Raw genomic sequence first — 6,034 nt, 5'->3', positions numbered from 1 at the left:
TTGAGGGAATCAACAGCCTTATCCAAGCAGCTAAAGCCAAGGCCAGGGGATACAGGACCATCAAAAACCTGATCACCATGATCTACCTCATTGGTGGCAAACTCGAATTCAGGTTACCCACATGAAATAGCGAGGAACCTATTTTTTCGAACGAATTATCGGTAGAAACAATTAAAAGCCAATTTCTTAATACATTGGAACAGAGTTATACGCTTGAATCTGGTGAACCTTGGACAAGAGCTATAACCCCAGAGAGTGTTGCTGAATTAGGAGTCTCGATAAAATCAGGTGTACCTGAAAGTGAACTTCCCAAGTATGATGTAGATTTAGTGGAAGGGTTCAATAATTTAAATGTTAAAGAGGAGCAAATATTCACCTCTCTCCAAAAAGATTGTTTCAAGGATAAATATATAATTGCCATCGGAAAGACAGAATGGGGAGAATTAAAATGGACTGACTCTTCTATCGCAACAAAAAAAACAATTATTAATAAAGCGCATATTGTTTTTACTGCTGCAGATTCTGTTTCTTCATTCAGAAACGCAAAGGTAAAACTGAAAGAACAAAAAGTTAATGACTTGCTTCTGGATTGTAGTGATGCTCATTGTTATTCTAATTCTTCTGATAAAGATAGAATCGGGAATTGTTTTACATGGATAAAAGCAGACCCCACATTCGAAGGATTAAAGCAAATATTAAATGAACCGGATGACCGCGTATTCATCGGTGATAAACCTGATTTATTTGAGCGCGTTTCTAATAATCGAACGAAATATATAAACGAATTAAGAATATCATCTATTGATGATTACGATGGTAAATATGGTAATTGGTTTGAGAATATTACTATTCCATTTAACAAAGAGTTAGTCGCAATTATCGGCCACAAAGGTAGTGGAAAAAGCGCAATTGTTGATATTATTTCGCTTTGCTCCAATTATCATAATAACGAAGACTTCTCATTTTTAACAAGCACTAAATTTCGCGAAAAAAACGGTAAAACAGCGGATAAATTCAAAGCAACTCTTGCTTGGGAGAGTGGCTACGAAGACACCAAGGGTTTAAACGATAATCCAGATGATAGCGATCTTAAGGGAGTTAAATATATACCCCAAGGACAATTTGAAAGACTTACCAATGAAATAAGCACTGCTTCAGAATTTCAAAAGGAGATTGAAAAAGTTGTTTTTTCCCATATCGACGATTCCGAAAAGTTGGGTGCATATTCGTTTGCAGAACTGATTGAAAAGAAAAAGAGTACTCTGGATACCGAAATAGATAGCCTATTCGATGATATTGAATCTTTTAATTCCAGCATTATTAAATTGGAACATAAATCCACTGCTGTGTATAGAAAAGAGATAGAAAACAAATTAACCCAAAAAAAAGATGAGCTTAAGGCACTTGTAGAACCTCCTGTTGTCTCTGATCCAAACGATGATCCAGAAAAGAAGAAAAAAAGCGAAACAATCATCTCTGTGATAAATAGATTGAAAACAGAGCTTGAAAAATTAGTGGCTGATAGCAAAACAAAACAGATGGAAAAAAGTGAAATTCTTATTGCTCTTAAAAACCTAAAAGATACGAAAAAAGAAATAGAAATAAAGGCACTTGAGATCAACCGGTTTATTTCTGAAAAGAAAAATGATTTATCCGCATTTAATATAAATTTCGAAAAGCTGGTCTCTTTTAAAACAGATTTTGCTGAAATAGATAAACTCATTTCAGACCACGAGACCAAGTTAGAAAACATAAAGATAGTTCTCGGTGATGTGGATTCTGAGGACAAGAAAAAACCACTAAATGTATTAATTGAAGAAAAGCAGACACAGTTAAAAGATGAACAGTCGAGGTTAGATTCTGAGCAGAAGAAGTATCAAGACTATTTAAATTCTAAAAAATCATGGGAAGAAGAAAAATCCAAAATTATTGGTGATGATGTTACGCCTTCTACTATAACGTTTTATAAGAAAGAAATGAATTTTCTTGATACTGAACTTCTGCCTGAATTAAATGAACAGTATGACGAACGAAAAAAGGTTGTACGGAGCATCTTCAAGAAGAAACAAGAAGTTATTGCAATATATAAAGATGTAAAAAGTCGCCTAAATGAAATCATTGATAAAAATTCAAACACCTTAAAAGATTATAAGGTTGAGATAGCCGCCTCTTTAGTTAACAATCCAGACTTTAGTTCACGATTTTTTTCCCATATTAACCATGGGAAAATGGGTACATACTATTCAAAAGAGGGTGCTGAAAAAGAACTTTTAAAGCTAACCTCAGATGTTAATTTTGATGATGAAGAGTCTGTTGTAGGTTTATTAGATGGCCTTGTCGATTCAATCCGTTATGATAAACGCGATGGACAAAAAAATGCCGAGCGATCAGTTGATAAACAAACTAAAGATGTTTCTGGTTTGTATAATTATTTATTTAAACTTGAATTTATTGACTTTAATTATCAGCTAAAACAAGGAGATAAAGGAATTGAACAGTTATCCCCTGGCGAACGCGGCGCTCTGCTCTTGGTATTTTATCTCTTGCTTGATAAGAATGACATACCGCTTATAATCGACCAGCCGGAAGATAACCTTGATAATCATAGCGTTGCAAAAATTCTGGTTCCATTTATTCGAGCTGCAAAAGCGAAGCGGCAGATTATTATGGTAACACATAATCCGAATTTAGCAGTTGTTTCTGACGCCGAACAGGTTATTTATGTGAATCTCGATAAAGAAAATAATTATTCATTTTCAACCGTTACCGGGAGCATTGAAAACAAAGATGTTAATAAAAAGATTGTAGAAGTTTTAGAAGGAGCTATGCCTGCCTTTAATAAAAGGAAAGATAAATACTATGAATAACTCCCAACTGCTTATCTACCAATCCCCCGCCGGAGATATCAAGATAGATGTCCGTCTTGAAAACGAAACCGTCTGGCTGACGCAAAAACTCATGGCCGAACTTTTTCAGGTAAAACCCCAAAATATCACCATACACCTGAAAAACATCTACGAAGAGGGTGAATTGGACGAAAAAGCAACTTGTAAGGATTACTTACAAGTTCAAAAAGAAGGAAATCGCGAGGTAAGCCGAAATCAGAAATTTTACAATCTCGACGCCATAATTTCAGTGGGTTACAGAATTAAATCACAATTGGCCACTCAATTCCGTATCTGGGCGACAAAAAAGCTAAAAGAGTACATTGTTAAAGGATTTGCCCTGAATGACGAACGGTTCAAAACAGGCAATTCAATGAATTATTTCAATGAGTTACAGGAACGCCTGAGGGAAATCCGCCTTTCCGAACGATTTTTTTACCAGAAAATCAAAGATATTTACGCAACCAGTATAGATTATGACCCGAAAAATGAAATTCACTGAAGAAAAACTCGAACAAGCGGTAATCGAACTCTTTGAAGCCGAAGGCTACAAACACCTTACCGGCGACCACATCCACAAAGAAATGCCGGATGTACTACTTCATGACGACCTGAAACAATACCTTCTCAACAGATATTCATCCGAATATATCACCCTGAATGAAATCGCTTCGATAATTCGCAAACTTGAGCTATATCCTTCTTCCGCTCTTTATGAAAGCAACAAGGAAATTAATAAACTCGTTGCCGATGGGTTCGTTCTCAAACGCGAAGACCGCACTAAGAAAGACCTTTTCATCGAACTGATTGATTACAGCAATCTCCCCCCGACTCTAAAACCAAAAGCGGACGAACTAACAACCATTGTCGCAGAAAAACCGGCAGAATACGACACCAGTCATAATATCTACAAGATTGTAAACCAGCTTGAAATACAGGGCTATGAGAAACGAATACCCGATGCCATTGTCTATATCAACGGCATTCCGCTTGTTGTCATCGAGTTTAAAAGTGCAATCAAAGAAAATACAACCATAAAAAATGCCTACGATCAGTTGACCATCCGTTACAGGCGGGATATTCCAGAACTGCTGAAATACAATGTTTTTTGCGTTATCAGCGACGGCGTAAACAATAGAGCAGGCTCTCTTTTTGCCCCGTATGATTTCTACTATGCCTGGCGCAAGACAGACGGCTACGAACTTAAAGAAAAAGATGGTATCAATTCCCTGTACACCATGGTCAAAGGGATTTTCAACCGCCAGCGCCTCGCCGATATAATCCGAAACTTCGTCTACTTCCCCGACACTGCCAAAGAAGACATCAAGATTGTATGCCGCTATCCGCAGTACTACGCGGCAAGAAAGCTCTTTCATTCCATTAAGGAAAACATGAGACCAGAGGGCGATGGTAAAGGTGGAACTTATTTCGGTGCCACCGGAAGCGGAAAAAGCTATACCATGCTCTACCTTACGCGTCTTTTGATGAAGAGCACCCATTTTTCGAGCCCGACCATTGTTCTTATTACCGACCGAACCGATTTAGACGACCAGCTTTCAGGGCAATTCACTAATGCCAAGAAATTCATCGGTGATGAAACGGTTATCAGTGTTGAAAGCAGGGAAGAACTCCGCAATTACCTGCAAAACAGAAACAGCGGCGGTGTTTTCCTCACGACCATTCAGAAATTCACCGAAGACATGAAATTGCTGACAGACCGGTCGAATGTCATCTGTATTTCCGATGAAGCCCATCGTTCGCAAATCAACCTTGACCAGAAGGTTCGTTTAACAGCAGACGGTGTAAAAAAGACCTATGGCTTTGCCAAATACCTGCACGATTCATTGCCCAACGCCACGTATGTTGGATTCACCGGTACGCCAATAGATGCCACCCTTGATGTCTTTGGTAAGGTTGTCGATGCCTACACGATGAAGGAATCGGTTCAGGACAATATCACTGTTCGCATTGTTTACGAAGGAAGAGCAGCCAAGGTGCTTCTCGATGAAAAGAAACTTCAGGAAATCGAAGAATATTACGAGCAATGCGCAGATGAAGGAACCAATGATTACCAGATAGAAGAAAGTAAAAAGGCTGTTACCAGCATGGAGGTCATTCTCGGAGACTCCGACCGCCTTCAAGAGTTGGCAAAAGATTTTGTAACCCACTATGAGGAACGGGTTGAAGAAGGCTCAACAGTTCTGGGCAAAATCATGTTTGTTTCATCGAGCAGGCAGATTGCATACGACTTGTACAAGGAAATCATTAAACTTCGTCCACAATGGGCGGAAGTCCTGGAATGTGATGATGGGGTAACGCTTTCGGAGAAAGACCGTAAAGAAATAAAGCCGATAGAAAAAATCAAGATGGTGATGACCAGAAACAGTAAAATGTCAACTTGACACCAATAAATATCCGAAAGGTATTAAAATATCAGATAAGGATCTTCGCCGAGTAAATATCAGTCGTAATGAATTCCATGGAGATTGGAATTATACAATAATGCCATATCGATCAACAGATAAATTGTAAACGTTATTTTGTGACAACTCCTAAATATTAGCACCTGATGTTAATTTTTGGTTAAAAAAAGTATAAATTGTTCTTTGATATATGCAAAATACTAATAGTGCGGCTGTTATACCGCACATAACCCTTGCTTTGGCATCATTTGTGCCATTCTGAATGCTGCAGCTCTAAAGATGTTCACTGCCAGAGCTTTCAGCACGGCACAATAACTCACAGCTTTAAGACCTCGAACACGAAGATGCTTGACCCCGGTTTTCCGGTCATATTCCGACATGGTGGCTTCAACTCCGGAGCGCCAGCGGTAACGATCTTTGAACTCGTCGGTTCTTTCATACAACCTGCGCATGACAACACGTTTGTCTTTTTCCGTAAACCGCAGGTAAAAAAACTTGCGGCCTTTTTTAACCGGGCATTGTGACTGTTTGGGACAATTGCTGCAAACTTCCATATCAAAACCCACACTGTTGCGCTTTTTCTTCTTGACTGCAACAGGCGGATGCCCTTGCGGACAGGCTAAAATACGACCATCATCGGATATATCAAAGTCGCAAAGGCTAAGCTTATCTTCTTTCGGGGCTCCCATAACCGGTGCAACCAGTTCAACCCCCTGGGTTTCTGCT

5 protein-coding genes and 1 pseudogene are annotated in these 6,034 nt (G+C 38.8%); 5 read left to right on the top strand and 1 reads right to left on the bottom strand.

Features of this window, described 5'->3' with window-relative positions; translation table 11 throughout:
- From VXK47_RS04205 to VXK47_RS04185, 5 genes and pseudogenes are all read left to right on the top strand, one after another.
- Positions 1-125, top strand: a 125-nt coding sequence (locus VXK47_RS04205; protein WP_435547519.1) for a transposase, incomplete at its 5' end; no start/stop codon positions are given.
- A 15-nt stretch (positions 126-140) separates the two neighbouring features.
- Positions 141-2,867: a TrlF family AAA-like ATPase gene (locus tag VXK47_RS04200; protein ID WP_435547518.1), complete on the top strand. Its 2,727-nt coding sequence runs from the start codon at positions 141-143 to the stop codon at positions 2,865-2,867.
- The gene (locus VXK47_RS04195) at positions 2,860-3,387 is read left to right on the top strand and encodes a virulence RhuM family protein (protein WP_435547517.1); all 528 of its coding nucleotides are present in this window, start codon (positions 2,860-2,862) and stop codon (positions 3,385-3,387) included. Before VXK47_RS04200 ends, VXK47_RS04195 begins: the two co-directional genes overlap by 8 nt.
- Positions 3,362-5,287 (top strand): type I restriction endonuclease subunit R, encoded by a 1,926-nt coding sequence (locus VXK47_RS04190; protein ID WP_435547516.1) that lies wholly within the window; start codon positions 3,362-3,364, stop codon positions 5,285-5,287. Before VXK47_RS04195 ends, VXK47_RS04190 begins: the two co-directional genes overlap by 26 nt.
- Positions 5,268-5,417 (top strand): annotated as a pseudogene (locus tag VXK47_RS04185) (ISAzo13-like element transposase-related protein); the annotation flags it as partial. The gene VXK47_RS04190 and the pseudogene VXK47_RS04185, both read left to right, overlap by 20 nt.
- Positions 5,418-5,523: 106 nt before the next feature.
- Here VXK47_RS04185 and VXK47_RS04180 read toward each other — a convergent pair.
- A partial coding sequence (locus VXK47_RS04180) for a transposase (protein WP_435547515.1) occupies positions 5,524-6,034 on the bottom strand: 511 nt, incomplete at its 5' end.

This window comes from Desulfobacterium sp. N47, assembly GCF_051233685.1.
In the GTDB taxonomy this organism is placed as follows: Bacteria; Desulfobacterota; Desulfobacteria; order Desulfobacterales; family RPRI01; genus RPRI01.
This window is presented reverse-complemented; position numbering and strand designations above follow the sequence as displayed.

Bases quoted from the DNA above. Each gene is read 5' to 3' on its own strand.
- VXK47_RS04195 (WP_435547517.1), top strand. From the start codon at position 2,860: ATGAATAACTCCCAACTGCTTATCTACCAATCCCCCGCCGGAGATATC.
- VXK47_RS04190 (WP_435547516.1), top strand. From the start codon at position 3,362: ATGACCCGAAAAATGAAATTCACTGAAGAAAAACTCGAACAAGCGGTA.